The 18,791-nt window shown below is 63.9% G+C and carries 22 protein-coding genes; 11 read left to right on the top strand and 11 right to left on the bottom strand.

All coding sequences use genetic code 11. From position 1 onward, the window contains the following. Positions 1–89: 89 nt before the first annotated feature. Complete coding sequence (locus ACX80B_RS13650) at positions 90–815, bottom strand: spermidine synthase (RefSeq protein ID WP_459297037.1); 726 nt, start codon at positions 813–815, stop codon at positions 90–92. Next, complete coding sequence (locus ACX80B_RS13645; protein WP_459297035.1) at positions 812–2,422, bottom strand: AMP-binding protein; 1,611 nt, start codon at positions 2,420–2,422, stop codon at positions 812–814. Before ACX80B_RS13645 ends, ACX80B_RS13650 begins: the two co-directional genes overlap by 4 nt. A 119-nt stretch (positions 2,423–2,541) precedes the next feature. On the opposite strand from ACX80B_RS13645, the gene ACX80B_RS13640 reads away from it, so the two are divergent. Further along, entirely contained in the window at positions 2,542–2,883 is a 342-nt protein-coding gene (locus ACX80B_RS13640) for a putative quinol monooxygenase (protein WP_459297033.1), read from the top strand. Positions 2,884–2,949: 66 nt separating this feature from the next. On the opposite strand, the gene arfB is transcribed toward ACX80B_RS13640, so the two are convergent. Both arfB and ACX80B_RS13630 read right to left on the bottom strand, forming a co-directional pair. Further along, entirely contained in the window at positions 2,950–3,372 is a 423-nt protein-coding gene (arfB, locus tag ACX80B_RS13635) for an alternative ribosome rescue aminoacyl-tRNA hydrolase ArfB (protein ID WP_459297031.1), read from the bottom strand. 38 nt (positions 3,373–3,410) lie between these two features. Continuing rightward, positions 3,411–3,917, bottom strand: coding sequence for a MarR family winged helix-turn-helix transcriptional regulator (locus ACX80B_RS13630; RefSeq protein ID WP_459297029.1), 507 nt, complete (start codon positions 3,915–3,917; stop codon positions 3,411–3,413). A 93-nt stretch (positions 3,918–4,010) separates the two neighbouring features. On the opposite strand from ACX80B_RS13630, the gene ACX80B_RS13625 reads away from it, so the two are divergent. Genes ACX80B_RS13625 through ACX80B_RS13615 form a run of 3 tightly spaced genes read left to right on the top strand, consistent with a single transcriptional unit; the run spans position 4,011 to position 5,765 of the window. Next, positions 4,011–4,256: an NAD(P)-binding domain-containing protein gene (locus ACX80B_RS13625; RefSeq protein WP_459297027.1), complete on the top strand. Its 246-nt coding sequence runs from the start codon at positions 4,011–4,013 to the stop codon at positions 4,254–4,256. A gap of 11 nt (positions 4,257–4,267) precedes the next feature. Beyond that, positions 4,268–4,675, top strand: coding sequence for an NADPH-dependent F420 reductase (locus tag ACX80B_RS13620; protein WP_459297025.1), 408 nt, complete (start codon positions 4,268–4,270; stop codon positions 4,673–4,675). Positions 4,676–4,721: 46 nt separating this feature from the next. After that, a complete protein-coding gene (locus ACX80B_RS13615; protein ID WP_459297023.1) occupies positions 4,722–5,765 on the top strand; it encodes an LLM class flavin-dependent oxidoreductase in 1,044 nt (347 codons plus the stop codon). A gap of 147 nt (positions 5,766–5,912) precedes the next feature. Here the strand turns inward: ACX80B_RS13615 and ACX80B_RS13610 are convergent, their stop codons facing one another. After that, positions 5,913–7,274: an MFS transporter gene (locus ACX80B_RS13610; protein ID WP_459297021.1), complete on the bottom strand. Its 1,362-nt coding sequence runs from the start codon at positions 7,272–7,274 to the stop codon at positions 5,913–5,915. Positions 7,275–7,346: 72 nt separating this feature from the next. Here ACX80B_RS13610 and ACX80B_RS13605 point away from each other — a divergent pair, with 72 nt between their 5' ends. Next, entirely contained in the window at positions 7,347–8,282 is a 936-nt protein-coding gene (locus tag ACX80B_RS13605; protein WP_459297019.1) for a LysR substrate-binding domain-containing protein, read from the top strand. Between the two features lie 16 nt (positions 8,283–8,298). Here ACX80B_RS13605 and ACX80B_RS13600 read toward each other — a convergent pair whose 3' ends face one another. Further along, positions 8,299–8,811: a GNAT family N-acetyltransferase gene (locus ACX80B_RS13600; protein WP_459297017.1), complete on the bottom strand. Its 513-nt coding sequence runs from the start codon at positions 8,809–8,811 to the stop codon at positions 8,299–8,301. Positions 8,812–9,005: 194 nt separating this feature from the next. Here ACX80B_RS13600 and ACX80B_RS13595 point away from each other — a divergent pair, with 194 nt between their 5' ends. The 4 genes from ACX80B_RS13595 to ACX80B_RS13580 all read left to right on the top strand — a co-directional run bounded on the left by ACX80B_RS13595 (position 9,006) and on the right by ACX80B_RS13580 (position 11,706). Further along, positions 9,006–9,560 carry a dihydrofolate reductase family protein gene (locus ACX80B_RS13595; RefSeq protein ID WP_459297016.1) on the top strand — a complete coding sequence of 185 codons (555 nt, stop codon included), beginning with the start codon at positions 9,006–9,008 and terminating at the stop codon, positions 9,558–9,560. 20 nt (positions 9,561–9,580) lie between these two features. After that, a complete protein-coding gene (locus ACX80B_RS13590; RefSeq protein WP_459297014.1) occupies positions 9,581–10,057 on the top strand; it encodes a hypothetical protein in 477 nt (158 codons plus the stop codon). 4 nt (positions 10,058–10,061) lie between these two features. Then, positions 10,062–10,931, top strand: a complete 870-nt coding sequence (locus ACX80B_RS13585; RefSeq protein ID WP_459297012.1) for an aminoglycoside phosphotransferase family protein — start codon at positions 10,062–10,064, stop codon at positions 10,929–10,931. Between the two features lie 88 nt (positions 10,932–11,019). Then, positions 11,020–11,706, top strand: coding sequence for an alpha/beta fold hydrolase (locus ACX80B_RS13580; protein WP_459297010.1), 687 nt, complete (start codon positions 11,020–11,022; stop codon positions 11,704–11,706). Between the two features lie 23 nt (positions 11,707–11,729). Here ACX80B_RS13580 and ACX80B_RS13575 read toward each other — a convergent pair whose 3' ends face one another. Both ACX80B_RS13575 and fxlM read right to left on the bottom strand, forming a co-directional pair. Further along, entirely contained in the window at positions 11,730–12,659 is a 930-nt protein-coding gene (locus tag ACX80B_RS13575; RefSeq protein WP_459297008.1) for a prenyltransferase/squalene oxidase repeat-containing protein, read from the bottom strand. Positions 12,660–12,723: 64 nt separating this feature from the next. Further along, positions 12,724–13,926 carry a methyltransferase, FxLD system gene (fxlM, locus tag ACX80B_RS13570; RefSeq protein ID WP_459297006.1) on the bottom strand — a complete coding sequence of 401 codons (1,203 nt, stop codon included), beginning with the start codon at positions 13,924–13,926 and terminating at the stop codon, positions 12,724–12,726. Between the two features lie 52 nt (positions 13,927–13,978). Here fxlM and ACX80B_RS13565 point away from each other — a divergent pair, with 52 nt between their 5' ends. After that, positions 13,979–14,680 carry an HAD-IA family hydrolase gene (locus tag ACX80B_RS13565; protein ID WP_459297268.1) on the top strand — a complete coding sequence of 234 codons (702 nt, stop codon included), beginning with the start codon at positions 13,979–13,981 and terminating at the stop codon, positions 14,678–14,680. A 10-nt stretch (positions 14,681–14,690) separates the two neighbouring features. Here the strand turns inward: ACX80B_RS13565 and ACX80B_RS13560 are convergent, their stop codons facing one another. After that, positions 14,691–15,644 carry an NAD(P)/FAD-dependent oxidoreductase gene (locus ACX80B_RS13560; protein WP_459297005.1) on the bottom strand — a complete coding sequence of 318 codons (954 nt, stop codon included), beginning with the start codon at positions 15,642–15,644 and terminating at the stop codon, positions 14,691–14,693. Between the two features lie 98 nt (positions 15,645–15,742). After that, complete coding sequence (locus ACX80B_RS13555; RefSeq protein WP_459297003.1) at positions 15,743–16,627, bottom strand: class I SAM-dependent methyltransferase; 885 nt, start codon at positions 16,625–16,627, stop codon at positions 15,743–15,745. A gap of 47 nt (positions 16,628–16,674) precedes the next feature. Here ACX80B_RS13555 and ACX80B_RS13550 point away from each other — a divergent pair, with 47 nt between their 5' ends. Further along, on the top strand, positions 16,675–17,259 hold the full coding sequence (locus tag ACX80B_RS13550) for a helix-turn-helix domain-containing protein (protein WP_459297001.1): 585 nt from the start codon (positions 16,675–16,677) through the stop codon (positions 17,257–17,259). Between the two features lie 59 nt (positions 17,260–17,318). On the opposite strand, the gene ACX80B_RS13545 is transcribed toward ACX80B_RS13550, so the two are convergent. Further along, on the bottom strand, positions 17,319–18,602 hold the full coding sequence (locus ACX80B_RS13545) for an alpha-hydroxy acid oxidase (protein WP_459297266.1): 1,284 nt from the start codon (positions 18,600–18,602) through the stop codon (positions 17,319–17,321). Positions 18,603–18,791 lie beyond the last annotated feature (189 nt).

Below are 18,791 nucleotides of genomic sequence, written 5' to 3'. Positions count from 1 at the left end.
GGGTCCGCCGTGGCCCAGCGGACCTTGGTTATATCCTCAGGTTACTACCGGGTAACCAAAATGCCGAGAGGGCCGGACAAGTTCATCCATCACGATGTCGTTACCCTCCTGCCGGTATAGACGGTATTGGTCGCGTCCCGGCCCTGCAGCGGATTGGCGAAGCTGACGACTGTGGCCTTGACGTCGTCGAACACCGCGCCGAGTGCCGTCGTGTACTCATCGTCGGGCGGATCGTTCGACCACAGCGCGAAGACGCCGCCGCTGTGCAGATGTTCCCTCAGGCGGCGCATCCCATCCGGCTCATAGAACGGCGCGTGGCTGGGATGCAGAAGGTGCCGCGGTGAGTGATCGATGTCGACAATAATCGCGTGGAACCGCCGGTGCGGGTTGTCCGGATCAAGGCCCGACGGCGATCCCGCCATCGCGAAAAAGTCACCGTGGACATAGCGGCAGCGGGGGTCCGCTGTCAGTGATTTGCCGAGCGGGATCAGCCCGCTCTGATGCCACTCAACCACCTCGCCGAGCGCCTCGACGACGAGCAGCGACTGCACCCGGTCTGATTCCAGAACGGTTTGTGCGGTGTAACCCAGACCAAGCCCGCCGACGACGACGTCGAGGTCAGCTGCCGCAACTTCCGCCAGTCCCAGCCGGGCAAGTTCGATCTCGGCGACGGTGAACAGGCTGGACATCAGGAAGTCGTCGTCAAGCTTGACCTCGAAAACGTCCTTGTCGAAGGTTGGGTCCCACCGGCGTCGGAGGCTGATCTCGCCGAGCCTGGTCCGTCGCCAATCCAGCTCCTCGAAGCGGGCGCTCACGCGCTGTACTCCTGGCGGAGGATGAAACGTTGAACCTTGCCGCTTGGGGTTTTGGGGAGTTCGCTCACGAAATGCACATCGCGAGGATAGGCGTGTGCCGCATACTGCTGCTTGACCAGTCGCTGCAGTTCAGTCACCAGTTCAGGTGTCCCCAGCGACGGGTCCTTCAGCACCACGCACGCCTCGAGCCGCTCGCCGCGCAGTTCGTCTGGAACGCCGATGACGGCGACTTCGCCCACCGCCGGATGGGTGGACATCACCGACTCGACCTCGAACGGGCCGATCCGGTAGCCGGCCATGATGACCACATCGTCGTCGCGCGCCGAGAAGAAGAAGGAGCCGTCGTCGTCGACCCGACCGCTGTCTCCAGTGATGTACCAGCGGCCGTCCGCGCTGTAACGCTCGGCCGTTTTCGTTTCGTCGCTGGTGTAGCCGGGGAACCACATCAGCGGGCTCGCCGGCACGTCGATGGCCACTCGTCCCGTTGTTCCGGACGCGGCGACCTCGTCCGATTCCATTTCCAGCGCGGCAGCGGTGTAACCGGGCATCGGCTTGCCCATTGAGCCGGGCTTGAGCTCGGTCCTGACCTCCTCATGCCAGCCGTTGATGATGCACATGCCCATCTCGGTCTGGCCGTAGTGGTCACGGATCACCGTGCCCAGATGCCCGCGCGCCCAGTCGATCGTGGCGGCGTCGAGCGGTTCGCCGGCACTGGAGGCAACCCGCAGCGCAAGCCCTGGAACGCCGTCGGGCCGTGCTGCCCGCATGGACCGGAAAATGGTGGGCGCCGCCGCGAAATTAGTGATCTGGAACTTCTCCAGCACCTGCCACGCGAGGTCGGCGTTGAACCCGGTGGTCAGCAGCAGGCTGGTCCGGCCGGCGTAGAGGGGTCCGAGAATGCCGTAATAGAGGCCGTACGCCCAGCCCGGATCGGCCGCATTCCAGAACACATCGTCCCCGTGCACATCCAGTCCGTAGTGCAGATAGGCCTCGAACGCGACCAACGCTCCGACCGGTACGACGACGCCCTTGGGAGCGCCGGTGGTGCCCGAGGTGAAAATTTCCACCAGCGGGTCGGCGAGCGTCCGCGACACCGCGGGGAAGCCCGGGCCATGCGAGTCCAGCAACGGATTCAGCGCCAGTTCGCCCTCGGCCGGTTCGGTGTCGCCGCCGGCAACCACCAGCCGCAGGCCTAGTTCATCCGCGAGCCCATCGTCCACGAGCTTGTTCCGCTGCCCGGCATCGACGACGACGAGGGCCGTACCGCTGCGCTCGAGCCGGATCTTGATGGCCGGCGGGGCAAACGCGGTGAACAGCGGCACATGAACCGCACCCAGCCGCCACAGCCCTAGCAGTACGACGACGAGATCCGCGCTTTTGCCCATCAACGTTGCGACCCGGTCACCTGGTTTCACACCGAGCGCGGCAAACGCGGCCGCTGCCTGCTCGGACCGGTCCTGCAGCCAGGCGTAGGTCAGGGGAGTGGCGTCGAGGTCGGCACTAACAATGGTGAAGGCGCTGGCCGACGGATCGTGCCGGTCGCAGAGCAGGTCGGCCGGAATCAGCGACCCCTGTGGCTGCTCGCCCGGTTGAATAGACGCTGACATGAACACCGCTCCGTCCTGCTTCGGATGCGGCCACGTGAACAGGAAGGGCCGCTAGTTGGAATCTACCGCGCAAGCGTCCGGAGCGAAAGCTCGCGCAATCCTTCCTCTAAAGTCCTAATATGACCTTCGCCAATATTGGAACACTCGGCGTCAAGCCTGGAATGCGTGCTGAAGTGGTTGCGATCCTGACTCGCCGCAACGAACAGATGAATGAAGCCGGCTGCCTGCTTTATGAGGTCGGCGTGAACGACCACGAACCGGACACCGTGTTTGTCGCCGAGTTGTGGACTTCCGCCGAGGCGCATCAGAATTCACTGCACCTTGAATCAGTCCGCGCCGCCATCGCAGAGGCGATGCCCCTGTTGTCTGGCGAAATGGGCGGCAACCAATTCTTCGTCAAGGGCTCCCCACTCCGCGACAGCATCGCCGACACCGATGAAGAGCCGCCATCCACGAGCTAAGCCCCATCGTCGCAAGAGGATTTCGGGAAAGTAACCACCGCGGTCAATTTCCTGAAGATATGCGGACTATTCGGCGGACGGCCGTTTTCGTTGCCGTTTCGTTGCCGCCCGCTGTTCTTTTGCGGCGAGGCGCCGGCGGATTGATCCCCGGGTTGGTTTGGTCGCCCGGCGGCGGGCAGCTTCGGGAGCCAGGCCCCTTGCCACGAGATCGGCGAGCTTCGTCCGGGCGATCTCGCGATTGCGCAGCTGGGAGCGCCGCTCCGAGGCAGTCACGGTGATCACGCCGGCGATGAGATGTCGTCTGAGACGCCTAACCAGCATCAACCGTTGACTCTCCGAAAGCGCCACAGAGCCGGCGACGTTCCAGGAGAGCTCGACGCGGGTGTTCGAGGTATTGACGTGCTGGCCACCAGGTCCGGACGAACGCGAGAACCGCCAGTCGAGTTCCGACGCCGGAATCGTGAGCGCGGGCGATACTTCCAGATCCATGCACCCAGCGTTGCACGATTTGGACGCAATCGAGACTTTTACGGCAAGTGGTCCATGGCTTCGCAGGGGCTGGATCCTGGCTGTGAGCGGTGGACGTCCATTGCCAGGCGGCCGATCAGTGCGGCCAGCGTGTCCGCTTCGGATGTCTCGAGTCCCGACAAGAGCCCGGATTCGGCAGCGGCCACGCGTTCCTCGTACCGGGCCAGCGTTTCCCGGCCGTTGTCGGTGGCCACGATTTTGCGTGCCCGGCGGTCCGAAGGGGCCGGGACGCGTTCGACGACTCCGGCGTCCACGAGGGTGTCCAGCAGGTAGGTCAGGACGGTCCGGTCGATGGCCAGATGGGCTCCCAGCGCCTGCTGGTTGGGCGGATCGCGGTGTATGACGGTGGAGAGTATCTGGAAACCGCGGATTCCAGCCGGTATGCCTTCGACGGCGACTTCGAAGCGGGACTGATAGCCGCGCAACACCATACCCAAATGCCAGCCCAAGTCTCCGGGCGCGGTGGCAACGGGACCATTCCGCAGGGCTTGCACGCTTTCACTCATGCGCCCATCCTACCGCAAGTACGCATTTGCGCAGATAGTCTGTTCAGCATATAGTCTGTTTCACAACATAGTTTGAGCTAAGGAAACCCACGCATGAGCACGCCAGCCACATCCACCCGGACCATAGGGATCCTCGGCGCTGGACGCGTCGGAGCCGCCGTGGCCCGTCAGGCATTGCAGGCCGGCTACGCAGTCAAGATCGCTACGGCCAAACCCGCCGAAGAGATCAGTATGCTCGTCGAGATCGTCACACCGGGCGCTGCGGCCGTCGATTCCGCCGAAGTCACTGCGGCGGACCTGGTCGTTGTCCGGTCCCCTTGCACAAATACCGCAGCCTGAATCCTGGGATATTGACCGGCAAGACCGTCATCGATGTCATGAACTACTGGGCACCCACTGACGGCGAAGTCGATGGCTTCGAGAATGAGCATCGCACCAGCAGCGAAATCATTCAGGACTTCCTCGCAGGATCAGCAGTGATCAAAACGCTCAACCACATTGGGTACCACGAACTCGAAGAAGACGACCAGGTGCGCGGCACCCCCGGTCGCAGAGCGCTGGCCCTGGCGGGCGATCACGAGCAGTCCAAACGGTTGGTCGAGTCATTTATCGATCGACTAGGCTACGACCCGGTCGACGCCGGCCCTCTCGCCGCCGGGCGGGCATTTCAGCCCGGCACGGAGATCTTCAACGGAACCCACACCGCTGAACAACTCCATGAACTCCTCAATGCGGCCATCCACCCGACGTACGCCTGAAAACCGGCCACTCGTCGAACCCCACCACACAGACCCTGGAGACATCATGGAAATAGGCGCTTACAGCTTCGGTGACACACCGCTGGATTCCGACGGCACCCCTCGCTCCACCGCCGAGGCTATCGGCAACCTGCACCAGGCCATTGTGCATGCCGACACCGCTGGCCTGGACTACTTCGGTGTTGGCGAGCACCACACCGGGAGCATGCCCGCATCCTCCCCCGGCGCGCTGATTGCTGCTGCGGCCGCCACCACCAACCAGATCACCCTCGGCAGTGCTGCCAGCATCATTAGCACCGACGATCCTGTCCGGATTTACCAACAGTTCGCCACCGCTGATGCGATCTCTGGTGGCGGCCGCGTGGAGATTACAGCCGGACGCGGTTCCTCCGTGGAGACGTTCCCCTTGTTCGGTCACGACTTGGCGGACTACGACGAGCTCTACGCCAACAAACTCGACCTGCTAATGACCATCAACAACAGCACCTCCGAAGAAGTGACTTGGCAGGGAGCGCGGCGCCCAGACATCCCGGGACTGGCCATTGTGCCCCGCCCGGTGAAAGGGAGGTTGCCGATCTGGCTCGCAACTGGAGGCAACGCAGGGTCCTCGGCCCGGGCCGGGCAGCTGGGGCTCCCGGTTTCATACGGGATTATAGGCGGAGCGCCCCAGCGCTTCGCCCCGTTGGCCGAGCTCTATCGCAAGTCCGCAGCGCAGGCCGGCCACGCTCCTGAAAGCACCAAAGTTTCCGTCGCAGCCCTCGGACTGGTCGCACCCAGCAAGAAGGAGGCCCTCGAGCGGTTCTACCCCGGATGGCACAACCTTAACGTCGAGATGGGCCGGCTGCGGGGTTGGCCCGCCCCGGACAAGCGCGCCTACCTGGCCCAGGCAGAAGCTCCCGGCGCCTACTACATCGGTGACCCGGACGAGGTTGCCGACCGCATCGTGCACCTGCACGGCTACATGGGTCACATGCGCCACTTCCTGCAGATGGATATCGGTGGCCTGCCCCATGAGCACTTCCTCGAGTCCCTCACCCTGCTGGCCACCGAGGTCAAACCCCGCGTCGAGCGCCTGCTCGCTGCCACCTGACGATGAACTGTTAGCGGTCCTTCCACCACGAGCGCATGCGCTCCCGGAGTTGCCGCCTGGTCTGCAGCGACCGGAGACGGGTTTCCCTTTCCCGGTCATGTTCCATGCTCCGTACCGCCAGAAATGCCTTTGCTCCAGCTTGGGTGCTCACGCGTCCAAACGATGCGTTTCCTGCCATGATTCATCTCCATCTACTTTGCGGATAACTTCTGATGCGGTCCGCGGTGGGAAATTCGTACCGGTGCCAATCTGCGGCTGGACGAGTGATGCTTCTGCTATTGGCCGCGGCGGAGTTCGGGTTGTAAACAGAATTGCTGCTCCGATGAGGGGTACGAGTACGGCGGTGGCTGCGCTGAGCCACGAGACCGCCAGGGTGAGGGGCTGCCAAATAGTCAGCAATCCGACGGCGACTGCAGGGGCTCCGGCACCGAGGTAAAACGCGAGATACAGGGCGGCGTTAACTCCTCCACGGTTGTGGGCAGGAGTGGCTGCATCCACGGTGGCCGTGGCGCTGCCGTAGGCAAGTCCGTGTCCGATTCCGGCTGCCACGGCCGCGAGCATCGTCGCCACAGGTGAACTGCCAACAGTCAGTATGAGGATGACGAGACTGGCCAGCAGCGCTGCGAGACCCATGAGCTGTGCGAGACGGGAGCTGAGCCGCAGCACGAGGGGCTGGACGAGCATGGAGCAGGTCAACATTGCGGCGACGATGCCGCCGGTGATCGCCAGGTTCGTTATTCCGGTTACCCGGGTGAGGATCGTGGGAATGGTCGCCAGGAAGATCCCGGCGACGGTCCAGGCGAGAAAGCCCGTGGCCGCAGCGACGGCGAACCGTTGTCGCATTCCATCTGGAACTTGTGGTCGGGTCGGCCGCCACTGCCGTAAACGTTGGGTGGGCGCAGAAGTCAGTGTGGAAACGCGGCGCCACCCGACTGCCAGCAGGGCCACGTGAATCAGATAGGGCAGCAATTGCGGCGCAGGTGCGTACTGTGCCAATACCCCGGCGGCCAACGGGCCTGCTGCGGTCCCGGCCACAAAGGCCATGGTGGCTAGGACCGACGCCCAGAGCCGTTTCTGTTCGGTCCTGCTCTCTATGATCAATGCGGTTGCGGGTCCAGTCGCCGCGCCCAGGGCCAGGCCTTGCGCCGCACGGCCAACCAGCAGCAGCGCTGGTCCGTCGGCGATCAGGAAGCAGAGTGAGCCGAGTCCGGCCAACAGCAGGCTGACCCTCAGAACGGACCGCCGTCCGAGCACATCCGAGGCCGGCCCGAAGAGCAGGAGTGCGGGGGCGCTGACCAGCGCGAAGGTCGCATAGATCAGCACCATCGTCAGGTCGGTAAATCCGAAGGCCTGCTGGTAGGCCGGGTAGAGAGGAGTGGGCAGATAAGCACCCGCCGTCAGCACCAGGAGCAGGTATACCGCCGTCCGCGCCTCGGCCTTGGAGCCGTGAATCACTTGGGGGCGGAGAGCGCGCCTGTCATCGGCGGCAACGGAAAAGTTGAGGGACATGGCTTCAGCTTGGCAGTGATGATTACTGAAGAGAAGCAAACAATACCGCACACTATTGTGTAATATTCTTGCATGATCGATTCGAAGTTGCGGGTGCTGCAGATGGTTGCTCATCACGGCACGGTGACCGCTGCGGCGGCGGCACTGCATTACACGCCGTCAGCCGTTTCGCACCAGTTGCGTCAGCTCGCCGCCGACCTGGGGGTCGAGTTGTTGTCTCAATCGGGCCGGGGCATCCGGCTGACCGCCGCGGCAAGAACGGTGCTCCGCCATGCAGACGTGCTGTATGCGCAAGTCGAGCGCGCAAAGGCTGAACTGGCTGCCGCCGTCGATGAACCCGGCGGATCCTTCACGTTGTGTGGCTTCTCCACTGCGGCCACGCACCTGCTTCCTCCCGCTGCAGCGGCGCTGCGGGACCGCTACCCTCAACTCAGCGTACGGGTGATCGAAGCCGAACCAGGGAGGTGCTTTGACCTGCTGTTGGCCGGCGATGCCGATCTCGCACTATTGACCGCCACGGCCCAGACCCCGCCGTCGTCCGATAGCAGGTTTGATCAACGGCCGCTTCTTGATGACCCACTCGACCTGATCGTTCCTGACGAGCATCGCCTGGCCAGCCGGGCCACCGCCACTTTGGCTGACGCCGCCGACGAACCGTGGATCGTGGGACGGCCGGGCAGCGCGTACCACCACCTGGTGGTTACGGCGTGCATGGCGGCCGGATTCACCCCCAATATCGCTCACCATGCCGATGAATGGGATACCGGAACCGCGCTGGTGGCACATGAATTCGGTGTCATGCTCGTCCCACGACTCGCGCGGTTGCACGAAGAATGGCCAGTCACACGCATCCCTCTGCGCGGCGAACCCGCACCGGCCCGCCGTATCCTCGCGGCAACCCGTCTCGGCGGCCGGGACCATCCGATGGTTGCGTCCGCCCTGGGAACTATCACCACCACAGCCGCGTCGCTTCTTCCGCCACCTCAACCCGCCGGAGATGCAGCGTAATGACCGGCACTATCACTTATGACAGCGGATCACAGGCCCGATCCAACACGTTGATCCAGTAGCGCCACACGGGAGCGTTGTCGGGTGCATCTTCGCAGATGCCACCCCGGCGCTCTATCGTCTTTGCCGAGACGGCGTTGCCGGCTTGGCAGACAACCAGTACGCGGTTCATGCCGAGTGTGCGAGCCTCGTCGAGGATCTGCCCGAGTGCCCAGGTTGCCAACCCACGCCCCCGCGCGGAGGGCCGGATGCCGTAGCCAATGTGGCCGGACGGTTGCACGACGTCGATGGAATGGTGCCGCAACGCGATGCCGCCGAGTACTTGGCCGCCTTCGACGATCCATCGGTGCGTGCAATGCTCCGACTCTTCGGAGAGCCGTCCAATCCACGCCGCAAACCCTGCTGGCGAGCTGACGTCATCGTTCGGCAGGAGACCAAAACCGTCTTCATGGAGACCGGGGCCCCACTCCTCGTGCGCCTCGGACCACGCTGCGTACAGCCTTTCAGCAGGCGCTATCAAGCGGGGCATGGTCACACTATATCCATGCGCATTATGGTTCCCGGTTGGCAGACGCGGTACCTGCCGGTCTACGGTGCCTGGGCCGCCGTCGTCGTCGTGGTCTTCCCTCCCGTATTCAACTTCGCCTGATCAGTACATCCCACAGCCAAGTGGTGGGATGATCGTCTGAACGGGATGTGGATTTCTTCAAAAAAGGACCTCAGATGAGCCGGCTGATCTACATGATTATCAGTTCCCTCGACGGTTACATTGCCGATGAGTCGGGGAGCTTCGACTGGGCTGTGCCGGACGAGGAGGTGCTGGCCTTCCTGAATCACCAGGAAGAATCCGTGGGCACCTACCTCTATGGGCGCAGGATGTATGAGTTGATGCATGTCTGGGAGAACGACCCGGCCGCTGCCGCCCAGTCGCCCGAATCCGCGAACTTCGCACGCGTCTGGCAGGCAGCGGACAAGATCGTATACTCCAGCACCCTGCCCGAAGTGTGGACACGGCAAACGGAGCTTCGTCGTGAGTTCGACGCCGATGAGGTCCGGCAGTTGAAGGACCGAGCCACGGCCGACATCAACATCGCCGGCCCGAATCTGGCCGCCCACGCATTCCGCGTGGACCTCGTCGACGAGATCCAGGTTATGGTCGTCCCGATCATCATCGGTTCCGGCAAGGCTTACTACCCCAGGTCCAAGGTTCCTTTAGTCCTGCGTGAGCACCGCCGTTTCGGAAACGGCATGATGTGGCTGCGCTACGACGTCGCCTGAATAATCAGCCGCAGTCCTCGATGAGCACACCGTCCTCACCAAACCGAACAGGTGGCAGCATCGCGTTGCTGGCCGCTCCCGTCCTGCTGGGCTTCAGCGTTCCGCTAATCGGAGTCGTCGCATCATTGTTCCTATTGCCGCTCATTGCCCATCGCGTCCGCCTGCGGCTTTGGCCGCGAAGTTCGGCACGCGCCACCATCGCGTGGTCAGTGCTCGCGCTCATTGGGTTGTGGCTGCCGGCGCTGCTGACGTTGTTCTCCCAAGGAGCGATCCCGCTGGGTGGTCCCACGGTATGGCTGCTCATCCCCTTATGCGCACCGGGACAATTGTCCACGCTCATCATTCCGGCACTGGCGGCGACGGCAGCCGTCCTCGCCGGGGCGGGCGTCGGTGCGCTTGCCCGTCATCCGTGGCCGTGGGTCGTAGGAGCGTGGATTGCCCCCATGGCCTACATCGCAGCCAGCCGATGGTTGGTGGACGGAACCTTCTACTGTTGACGATATGGAAATCAGCACCGAACTTGTCCGCCGCCTGATCTCCGAACAGTTCCCGCAGTGGAACCACCTCCCCGTAGAGCCGGTCGCGCAGCAGGGGTGGGACAACCGGACCTTCCGCCTGGGTGAAGAACTCACCGTTAGGTTGCCCAGCGCCGAAGGCTACGTGGCCGGCGTCGAAAAGGAAGACCGGGTCCTGCCGTTCCTTGCCGCTCAGCTTCCGCTCGCCGTCCCGGTCCCTGTCTCCACAGGCAGGCCGGGACCGGATTATCCCTTCCCTTGGTCGGTGCGACGCTGGCTGCCGGGAGACACCGTCGAATCGCGCCCGGTCTCCGACCGTTCAGCTCTGGCCGAAGAACTCGGAAATACACTCGCCGCACTCCGCGCTATCCGGACTGATGAAGGACCGGCGGCGGGTAGGCATTCCTTCTTCAGGGGCTGCCATCCAAGCGTCTACAGTGACGAAGTTCAGGATGCCCTCGCCAAGTTGTCCGACGACGTCGATGTGGCCGCTTGCCGGAAAATTTGGGTCGATGCGACCGCTTCAGCCTGGCATCAGGATCCGGTATGGTTCCACGGTGATGTCGCCGTCGGCAATATCCTGGTCCAAAACGGACGGCTCTCCGCGCTCATTGACTTCGGCACCTGCGGCGTCGGCGATCCAGCCTGTGATCTGGTCATGGCATGGACCTACTTCACCGGCGACGAACGACAGATCTTCCGTAAAGCTGTTGGCCTGCCCGACGACGTCTGGCGCCGTGCCCGCGGCTGGGCCTTGTGGAAAGCGCTCGTCACGATGGCCGGTCTATCAAGCCCCGACCCTGAAGGTGCCCAGAGGCGGTTGCTTGCTGAAATCCTTACGGACCCCGTAGCGTGAGCCAACGTCCGCGTGGTCCTTAGTGAAGAATGGAGTACAGGCGCTACGCCGGACGTGACCCCACTTCACTGGAGAAAGAGACCCAATCATGGACATTCTGCTCATTGCCGGCTTGTGGCTCGATGAATCTGCATGGAACGACGTCGTGCCGGGGTTGGAAGCAGCCGGCCACAAGCCCATACCGGTCAGCCTTCCGGGGCAGGGGGGTGGGTCTTCGTCCGCCACGCTCGATGACCAGGTGGCGGCGGTGCTCGCCGCCGTGGACTCGACGCCCGGAAGGCCCATGGTGGTGGGACATTCCGCCGCATGCACACTGGCGTGGCTGGCCGCCGATGCACGACCGGAAAAGGTGGCCAAGGTCGCCCTCATTGGCGGTTTCCCCTCCGTCGACGGCGAGACTTACGCCGATTTCTTTGAGACGAACGACGGCGTCATGCCCTTCCCCGGGTGGGCGCCATTCGAGGGGCCCGACTCATCCGACCTCGACGATGAGGTCAAAGAGCGCTTCGCATCTGCTGCGATCCCCGTTCCTGCAGGGGTGACGAAGGGCGTGGTTAAATTCGCGGACGAGCGACGTTTTGACGTCCCGGTCGTGCTCGTGTGCCCCGAATTTACTCCCGCCCAGGCTCAGGAGTGGATCGACGCCGGTGAAGTGGCTGAACTCGCCAAGGTCAAGGAGCTTGCCTTCGCAGACATCGATTCCGGTCACTGGCCCATGATCAGCAAGCCTGCCGAGCTCGCCCGGCTTCTCGCGTCAGCGGCTGCCGAGGCGTAATAGGCTGCCGTCGTCGTCGAGGCTCAGCCCCGGTACCAGTCGAGGACCCGCAGCGCACGGAGGGTGTTCCAACGGCTGGGTTTGCCTTCGCCTTCCTCCAGTTCGAAGTGCACGGCACCGCGATGGGTGTTCTCAAGCAGCCACCGGCCGTCGGCGCCGCGCTTGCTCTCAACGAGTTCGATGGCTTCCTTCGCACGTTCGTCGGGCACGGCCCCGGCTGAGCGCAGATAATCGAGCGCCCGAAGCACGTCGTAGTGCCAGCGGGTCGGGAAGGAGAACTCAAGCCAGCCCTCTTTCGGGACCTCGCCGGTCGAGAGCCTGCGCATCAGATGCCGGTCGAGGAGATATTCCTGCGCCCGCTCGCGTGCGGCCATGACCTCCGGCGAGCCGCCCGCCACCTGTTCGAATTCCAGCAGTCCCTCAAGCACAGCGATCGTGGAGTTGAAGGATGACCGGATCGACCCGTTTTCGGCCTCGCAGTTCCAGCCGCCGTCTTCGAGTTGCTCGGACAGCAGCCTGTCGACGAGGCCATGCACATCCTCACCGAAGTAAGAACCGATCGCTACCGTCATGCCGTTAATGCATGGCTCGACCTCGCCATCGAAAAAGGCTGAACCGTCGTACTCCCACCGGCTCCCCTTGCGGACAAGGGCAACCGCGGAGCGCACCCGCTCATTGGAGGGATCCACTCCGATCTGGCGAAGCAGCTGCAACGTCCAGGCTGTCGCCGTCCATGGTTGGTCCTTCGGCTCCTCAGTCAGCGGAGGGAAATACGTTCCGCCGGCCCACTGGCCGTCGTCGTCCTGAAGCGCCAGCAGACGGGCACCCCAACCCTCGTTCGCGATCCGTGCCCGCTCTGCGGCGGCCACCTCTTCGGGCTCATTGGTGAGATCGCGCATCACCTGCCAGCGGATGGCAGGATCGGAGTCAAGAAGCCAATCAGTGACCGTCATCCTCCGACTATAGGCAACTAAAGACCGCAGATTCCAGACCCACTGGCATCGAAATTACCGACGGCTACAGCGCGTTCCAATCAAGCAGGAACTTGGTAAAGCGCTTTTCTATGATGAACGCCGCATCGCCGGTACGCGTGCCGTGCGGATACGCCCGGATGCGGAGGTCGGCGGTTGAGGGCCGGCCCCGGACGTCCCATTCCCGCACCCGGGCAGCCAGCCGGGCTCCGGCGTCGTCCGCATCCCGGCCGAAGGTACGCACGGCGATCCCGCCAGCGTTGGTGCCGGCGCCATGCTGTGGGACGAGTGCGGCCAGTCCGTTCCTGCCGATGAGTACCGTGGTCAGCGCCATCCCCGGAAATGCGATCACGGCAGGTACGAGTCCGCGTTCGACGGCGGTGCCCAGCGCCGAGAGCTGACCGGTATCCGGCTCGTGCAGCACCAGCCAGACTCCCAGACCGCCCCGGATTTCCCCGGGCGACAAGGTGACGCCGATGGGAACGATGTCGCCGGGCTCATGCAAGGCGGAGTACAACAGGTCGGCGTCGATGACCCGGTCGCCCTCGAACTGGAGGAGGATTCCAGGCTCGTTGCCCAAAGAGCGTACTGGATCTGGACCGGCAAGCGCACCGCGCAGCGGCATGAATCCACAGTCGACGAGGGACACGCTGGCCAGGTGGTCTCCCGCTGCCTCGAATCCCACCGACAGTTGCATACCCCGCAGCGACAATGGCAGCACCATTCGCCCGCCGTCGGCCAGCTGATTGGTCCACGACGGTGTCAGGTCCCGCGCGCCGGCCGTGCATATGATGCGGTCGTAGGGGGCGTTCTCCGGCCAGCCGTCAGCACCGTCGCCGCACGCCACAGAGACCTCTGGGAAGCCCGCCGCCGCAAGGTTTCCCCGCGCCTGGTCCACCAGTTTCTGGTCGATGTCGATGGTCGTCACCGTTCCGCCGTCGCCGACGAGGCGGGCCAGCAATGCGGCGTTATAGCCGGTGCCGGCTCCGATCTCCAGCACACGCTGGCCCGGTTCGACCGCCAATTGCTCCAGCATGGCTGCCATAATCGCAGGTTGCGACGACGAACTGAGCGGGCGACCGTCGTCGGCCGTTTCAGTGACGACGGCTTCGTCGGAATAGGCCACCTCGGGATCCACTCCAGGGAGGAAGATGTGCCGCGGCACGCGGCTGAATGCTTCCGCCACGGCTCCGGACTCTATCCGCCCGCTAAGTTTGAGGTGTTCCACCAGCTGATCCGGAGAATTCATTCCACAGCTGTACCACAGGCCGCAATGCCTCGGTAGTCTAATGCTCGTGAACATGTTCGATGAATTCGACGCTCTCAGCTTCGACTGCTACGGCACCTTGATTGACTGGGAGGCCGGAATCGCCGCAGTGTTAGGGCCATGGGGCCGCGCCTCCAATCCGAACCTGACCGATGAAGAACTCCTGCTCGCGTATGCGGATGAGGAGGCCCGCATGGAGCGGGAAAATCCCACAGCCCTATACCCGGTGGTTCTGGCGGAAGCTTTCCGCGCAACTGGAGCTAAGCTCGGGATAGCAGTATCCGGCGACGACGCAGAACGCCTGGGTAATTCGGTCCCGGACTGGCCCGCATTCCCGGATTCGCACGAGGCGCTGGTGAAGTTGAGCGAACGGTTCAACCTGATTATCCTTTCCAACGTCGACCGCGCGGGTTTCGAAGGCAGCCGCCGGCGATTGGGTGTGGACTTTGACCACGTCATCACCGCCGAAGACGTCGGCAGTTACAAGCCGGCGCAAAAGAACTTCGACGTGCTGAAGGACTACGCCGACCAGCAGGGCTTCAAGTTGCTGCACGTTGCCCAAAGCCTTTTCCACGACCACGTTCCCGGCGCAAAGGCAGGGCTTCCAGGAGTATGGATCAACCGTCGCCATGACCGTCCGGGTTGGGGTGCGACGCCGGACCCGGGGCAAGACGTCCGCCCGGACTGGGAGTTCGGATCCATGGCCGGTTTCGCGGCCGCCGCAACGGAACACTGAGGAGATTCCGTCACCTTCGGCTGAGACTGCCCCGGAGTTCGACGGCGGCGCGGGCGTCCTCGGTCACGAGATCGGCGTTGATGGCGGCGCCGGCCATGACTCCTGCACCGGAGGAAACGCTGACCATCGCCGAGAGGTTGTTGACGTTTCCTGCCGTCCACACTCCCGGAATTTCCGTCCGTCCCATCGGATCCGCCTCAATGAACGCTCCCATTGGGTGTTCCGTGAGCGCACCGCCAAGCTGTTCGTACAGGTCAGCCCGCGCGATGAACCGGGGACCGACGGCGACAGCGTCCACCTCGAACTCATGCCCGTCCTCGAGGACGACAGTCTGCAGCACACCGTTCGCGCTGCCGAGCCGTTCGACCGTGCCGTTTACGACCTGGATGTCCAAGGCGGATAACTGCTCCCAGGTCTCTTCGTCCGGCTCCGGCATGGTGTGGAGGAAGAGTGTGACGTCGTCACTGAGCTGCCGGAACAGCAGTGCCTGGTGGACATTGAGCGGGCCGGTGCCGAGAATGCCAATCCGCTGCCCTCGCACTTCCCAACCATGGCAGTACGGGCAGTGCAGGACGCTTTTTCCCCAGAACTCGCGCACTCCTGGAACGTCGGGGAGCTCGTCGATAAGACCCGTCGCGAGCAGCAGCCGGCGCGCACTCAGGGTGCCGCCGCCGGCGAGGTCCACCTCAAATCCGTCATTATTGGCACGGACAGACTCTGCGCGGCCGCTGCGGATCTCCGCACCATATTGTTCGGCCTCGCGCCGGCCGGCAGCAAGCAGTTCGAGCGGCGCAATGCCCTCCCGCCCAAGCACGTTATGTGCACCGGCCGACGGCGCGTTGCGTGGTTCGCCGGCGTCCACGACGACGACGGAACGGAGGGAGCGTGCCAGGGTGACAGCTGCGCTCAGCCCGGCAGCGCCGCCTCCAATAATCGCGACATCATGTGTCAGTTCGGTATTCATGTCTGGCTCTCTTCTAAGGGTGGATTCGGACGATTGGGTTGTTAAGGGTCGATATGCGGGGATTCGGCGCGCGCCCGGGCGGCTTCCAGCGTTGGTATTCACGGCCGGCGGGCAGTCCACGCGGTGCGCGTGACACGGAGGTTCAGGTCCGCGCGGCGCAGGAGACCGTCTCCGGAGTCCCCGGACAGGAGCTGGTCGAGGGTGTCCAAATCGTCGGCCGCCAGCTTGCCTTCGACCCCCTTGCGGATATGTTGCATATTCGCTTGGGCGTAGCGGCTGCTGCCCGACGACGCCGGCCCGGCCTCAGCGGTGAAGCTGCGTTCCGCTGCAATTTCGAAGCCGGCCTGCTCCAGATGTGAGCGCCAGTTCGGGTGCGAGTTCCAACCGGATTCCGCCAAAACTTCGTGGCACCGGGACTCCAGGCCCGGCCGGCCGATGCCGACGTCGTCGGGCAGGAAGCGTGGCAGGGTGTCCAGCTCGACGACGACCAGCAGGCCGCCGGGTTTCAATGTCGCGTAAACGTCGCGGAGCACCTTGTCAGGATCGGCAACCTCATGCAGCGACGAAGACGCCCACACGACGTCGACCGGACCCAGCGCCGGCCAGCCGGCATCGACGTCGGCCCGCATGGCGCTTACGCGGTCGGTCAGTCCTTGGCCTTCCACCGCCGTCCGGATGCGGTCGAGCATGGATTCCGACTTGTCGATCGCGATCACTTTGGCTGCGCTGAAGCGCCGGGCCAACGCCAGACTCCCGGTTCCCGTGCCGGCGCCCATATCGACGACGGTGCGCGGAGTGCCAGGGGCGTACTTCCCGGCCCACCCGGTCACTTCGTCCAGATAGGAACCAAGGACTTCGGCATCGAGATCAAGTAATTCGGCAAGCCCGCCTTGATCGTGATCGCCGTGATCGTGATGGTGGTTGCCGTGATCGGGGCCGTGGTTTGTGTGTACGTCATTCTGATGCTGAGAGTGTTGTGCCATGTATCCATGGTAGGCACATCCTGCGTCAATGGCATACAATATTGCTTATGACGCAAGAACTCGCATTGGACGCCGTGATCCGCCATCGCATCCGTGGTTTGAGGCTGGCCCGCGGATGGTCACTGGATGCGCTCGCCGCCCGCTGCTATCTCAGTCCGTCCACCTTGAGCCGGATCGAAACCGGGCACCGGAGGATCGCGCTCGACCAGCTCGTTCCGATCGCCAAGGCGCTCGACACCTCGCTTGATCAGCTGGTCGAATCGGGCGAAGAGGAGGACGTGGTGATCCGGCCGGAGCCCGATCACATGCGTGGAATGACGACGTGGCTGTTGTCCAGCGAACGCACCTTGCACGGCGTGACGGTGGCGAAAATGCGCATCACTCCCGAACGTCCGTCCGGGGCAGAGCAGATGGGGGTCCATCCCGGCCGCGAGTGGTTCACCGTCCTGTCCGGCACGGCGCGACTGCAGTTGGGGGAGCGGACCATCCTGGTCCAGGCCGGCCACGCGGCAGAATTCTCCACCATGGTGCCGCACAGCATCGGTGCCCATGACGGTCCCGTGGAGATCATCAGCATCTTCGACCACGACGGCGAGCGCGCCCACCTGCATGCCCCGGACGAGCATCGGTGAACTCCGGTGGGCCGGTCCGTCATGCAGCACGACCGCGCATAGCCGGCAGCAGTTATTCCTTACCCCAGCAGCCGCACGTGTTCCGGTGTCAGCTCCTCGATCTTGTTCACGCCCAGCAGCTGCATGGTCCTGGCCGCCTGGCTCCCGAGAATCCCGATGGCCCGGTCCACGCCCGCCCGGCCGCCGGCCATCAGGCCATAAAGGTAGGCCCGGCCGACCAGCGTGAAGTCTGCGCCCAGCGCCAAGGCCGCGACGATATCCCCACCGCTCATGATGCCGGTGTCGAGCAGGATCGAAGTCTTGCCCTTGAGTTCGGCGGCGACTTCCGGGAGCAGATGCAGCGGGATCGGTGCCCGGTCCAGCTGGCGGCCGCCGTGGTTGGAGAGGATGATCCCATCGGCGCCGTGGTCTACCACCTTTTTCGCGTCGTCGAGCGTCTGCACGCCCTTGACCAGGAGCTTGCCCTTCCATACCTGGCGGAGCCAGTCCAGATCGGCATAGGTGAGTGTCGGGTCGAACATGGAGTTAATCAGGTCCGCGACAGTGCCGGAGTAGCGCGAGAGCGACGCAAAGGAGAGCGGTTCATGCGTGAGGAAGTTGAACCACCAGGCCGGCCGGTAGGAAGCGTCGAGCACGGTCTTGGCGGTCAGCGCGGGCGGGATGGTCATGCCGTTGCGGACATCACGCAGGCGTGCTCCGGCAACGGAAGTGTCGACGGTGACCATCAGGGTGTCGTACCCGGCCTTCGCCGCCCGGTCGATCAGCTCCATCGAACGCTCGCGGTCCGTCCATAGGTACAGCTGGAACCAGTTCCGGCCATTCGGTGCGGCCGCGGCGACATCCTCGATCGACGCCGTGCCCATAGTCGACAGGGTGTAGGGAATGCCGGCTTCCTGCGCTGCCTGCGAACCGGCGTATTCACCCTCCGACTGCATCATCCGGGTGAAACCGGTGGGGGCAATCGCGAACGGCAGGGCCGAGGTTTTTCCGAGGATTTCAGTGCTGAGATCCACGGTGGAGACGTTGCGCAGCACGCCGGGACGGAATTCGAGATTGTGGAATGATTCGCGCGCCCGTTGCAGCGTGATTTCCTCTTCCGCGGCGCCGTCGGTGTAGTCGAACGGCGCCTTTGGAGTGCGGCGCTTCGCGAGTGTCCGCAGGTCGGAAATGGTGTTGGCTTTGGCCAGGCGGTTCTTCGTTGTCGGAAGTGCGGGTTTCTTGAACTGCATCAGCGGTGCCAAGTCGCCGGCCTTGGGAATGCGGCGGCGCAGCGCGGCCGGAACTGCCTGTACGACGGCGGCACGACTGGTGGTCTGTTCGGCCGGCTGGCCTGCGGTTGGCATAGGTGGGCCATCCTGGACTGGCTGCGGCTCTTGTTCGGACATCTGCTGATCGGTCATTGGATTCCTCTTCACGGCGGGAAGCTGTGTGGTTGGACCACATGCATCTCCGACTCTAGCAACCAGGGGCCCGCTCACTTCGGTCCGGATGCTGCCGTGAATCAGCCGGTTACCCGTCAGTCAGCCCACTGC

Source organism: Arthrobacter monumenti, from assembly GCF_054511255.1.
Note: the sequence above shows the minus strand (reverse complement) of the source record. Positions and strands in the feature narration are given on the sequence as shown.